Source organism: Vulcanococcus sp. DEBay_Sum22DG08_74 (assembly GCF_017852955.1).
Taxonomy (GTDB): Bacteria; Cyanobacteriota; Cyanobacteriia; order PCC-6307; family Cyanobiaceae; genus Vulcanococcus.
On the sequence record NZ_JAFMKL010000171.1, the window covers coordinates 1 to 2,644 of the forward strand.

Genomic DNA, 2,644 nt, shown 5'->3' on the forward strand with positions numbered 1-2,644 from the left:
ATTGACCCCCATCCCGTCAAACGCGGCCCACCAGAACGTCCGCCCAGGGCTTGAAGCGCGCCAGGGTCTCCTCGTTGCGCGCCGCCAGCACAGGGAAGTTGGCTTCACTCAAATCCTCGCCTGCCTTCAGCTGAGCTGGATCCCGCACCAGCCAATCCATCGGGCAATTCAGTTCCTGGAGCACCAGCCATGCGGCAGCCAGGTCCCAAATCTTCGGTGTGGCCTCCAAGGCCGAGATGGTCTGCCCCATCCCCACACTCACCAGGTTCAAGCTGGCCACCCCCAGCAGCCGAATCTTCCCTGGGAAACGCTGATTCGGAAGCTTCTGCAGCACCCCAATCGAGCGGCTGCAAAGCGACGCGCAACCGGCCACCTGATTGCGGGCCGAAGGGGCACCCAATTTCTTGTCCTTCCGCCAGGCTCCACCGCCTCGAATCGCGACGATCCGCTGACGCAGGGGCGGTACGTCCAACACCCCCAGCACCGGGACTCCGTTCTCAAAGCGGGCCAGGGAAATCGCCCAATAGGGAATCCCCGCCGCGAAGTTGGTCGTCCCATCCAGGGGGTCCACCACCCAGTAGGCCTCCGAGGTCGGAACCGACTGACTGCCTTCCTCGCTCAGCACCCCCTCACCGGGATAGAGCTCAGCCAAACCTTTGACCAAGGTGGCATCGCTCCAGCGGTCACAGGCCGTGATCAGGCTCCCGTCGGCCTTGGCTTCGGAATCCAGCTGGCCAAAGTCCTGTCGCTGTCGCTCGGCCACCTGATCCAGCAGTAGCCCCAGCTGCTCCAAGCCTTCTGGCATCGCAAGAGAAAGCATCGTCACCCCAGCTCCGCAGCGAGAACACGATCGAGATTGCCGGCTGTATCCGCCCGGAATTGCTTCAGGCTGACGCGGCTCAACAGCACCAAGGCCAGAACCGCGATGGACGCCTCAAACAGCAGCACCAGCCCGTAGGCCACATGCGCTGGTGCCTCAGGCAACACCCAGCGCGCTGCATCCAACAGACCCCCACCCATCACCTTGCCCAACGCCCGTGAGTAGGCCTGGGCCAGGCCCCAGACACCAACAAAGGTGCCAGCGACAGCAGGAAGGGTGAGATCCAGCATCAAAACCAAGGTGGCATTGGTTCCGATCCCTGTCGCCAGTCCGAACAGAAACAGCACGATCCGCAATGCATTCGGATCAGCCAGCACCCCGACGCCCGCCAACAGCAGCAGCGACAACAGGATCAGCTGACAGCCCAGCCGAGCCGCGCTGAACTTCCCAAGCTTGGGAACCAACCAGAGCCCGGCCAGCAGCAAGCCCAGCAGGGTTCCCACCCCCCAAACCGCACTCAAGGAAGCCGTCGCAGCGATCGGCAGACCGAACACCTCCGCGCCGTAGCTCTCCAGGATCGGGTCCTGCAGGAAGACCGCCAAGGTGAACGCCAGCAGGAAGCAGAAAAAGACCAGCACCTGACGGCTGCAGGTGATCAGGCGCCAGGCATCCCCCAGGGTGATCGCATCCTCACGGTCCTCCGAGCGACTAATCGCCCGCTCACTCGCATGGGGCTCCACGCCCCAGGTCGCAAAGACCGTCAGGGCAAACACCACCACGGCCACGCGAGCCAAGAACTGGAAGAGCGCTGGCTCAAGCAGCGCTGGGTCACTCACCCCATCCAGCCCCTTCAAACAAATGCTGGTGGCAATTGCACCCACCACGATGCCCACGGTGAGCAAACACCAAATCAGGCCCACCGCACGAGGGCGTTCCTCCTCGCTCGTCAGGTCAATCACCAGGGCCAGGTAGGGCGTCGTCGCCAGCGAGACCGCCAGGCCGTAGCAAGCCACCACCGCACAGATCGCCGCAATCCCAGCCGTAATCGCCCCAGCATCCCCTGAACCGAAGGCGGCATGCAGGCGGAAAATCAGCGGGATCAACAGCACCGCCAGGCTGCAGAACAAGGCCGAACCCAGCCAGATGTAGGGGGTGCGGTGTCTGCCTGCCCAGGGCCGGCTATCGGAGATCTGTCCGAACAGGATGCGCGCCGGGGCCACCACCTGCTCAAGGGCCAGGGCACCACCCACCAGCAGCCCAGGGAAGCCCAGCTCCGTGAGCATCACCCGATTGAGCATCCCGACAAAGATCACCGCCAGACAGCCCAGGCACCCCTGGAACAACCCCAGACGGATCAGACGAGGAAGAGGAAGAGACAGCTGCAGTCGCTCAGCTGGTCACTGACGTTAGTCGGACTAAGCCCTAGCTCTTGGCCGCCGGATAGGGGGCGGAGCAGGCCGGCGGCAGGGGCTCAGGCGGGACTGGAACGGTGTAGGTCTCGTCCTCAAGTGGCTTGATCGCCGAGAGCTTGGGCGACTGGCAGATGGCGATCTGATCCAGACCCGTGCGGCGACGCAGGTCCGCCAAACCACTGTTGTAGTCGCGGAGAGACTGGGCATACCGCAGCTGGGCCTGGGTCAAGTCCCGCTGGTTATCCACCACCTCACGCTGGGTGGTCACACCGGCCTGAAAGCGCAGGCGAGCCAAGCGGAGCGATTCACGGGAGGAGAGCACCTCGCGTGAGGTGGTCTGAATCGTGCGCGTATCGGCCCGCAGATTATTGAAGCTCTGCTCCACCTCGAAGCGAACGCGATCGCGGGTGTC

At 63.8% G+C, this 2,644-nt stretch carries 3 protein-coding genes; all 3 read right to left on the reverse strand.

Translation table 11 applies throughout. The features are described from left to right. Positions 1-16: 16 nt before the first annotated feature. On the reverse strand, positions 17-820 hold the full coding sequence (locus tag QZ184_RS11305; RefSeq protein WP_296419726.1) for an inositol monophosphatase family protein: 804 nt from the start codon (positions 818-820) through the stop codon (positions 17-19). 2 nt (positions 821-822) lie between these two features. Then, positions 823-2,163, reverse strand: a complete 1,341-nt coding sequence (locus QZ184_RS11310; protein ID WP_363155750.1) for a BCD family MFS transporter — start codon at positions 2,161-2,163, stop codon at positions 823-825. A 79-nt stretch (positions 2,164-2,242) separates the two neighbouring features. Beyond that, a partial coding sequence (locus QZ184_RS11315; RefSeq protein WP_296419729.1) for a TolC family protein occupies positions 2,243-2,644 on the reverse strand: 402 nt, incomplete at its 5' end.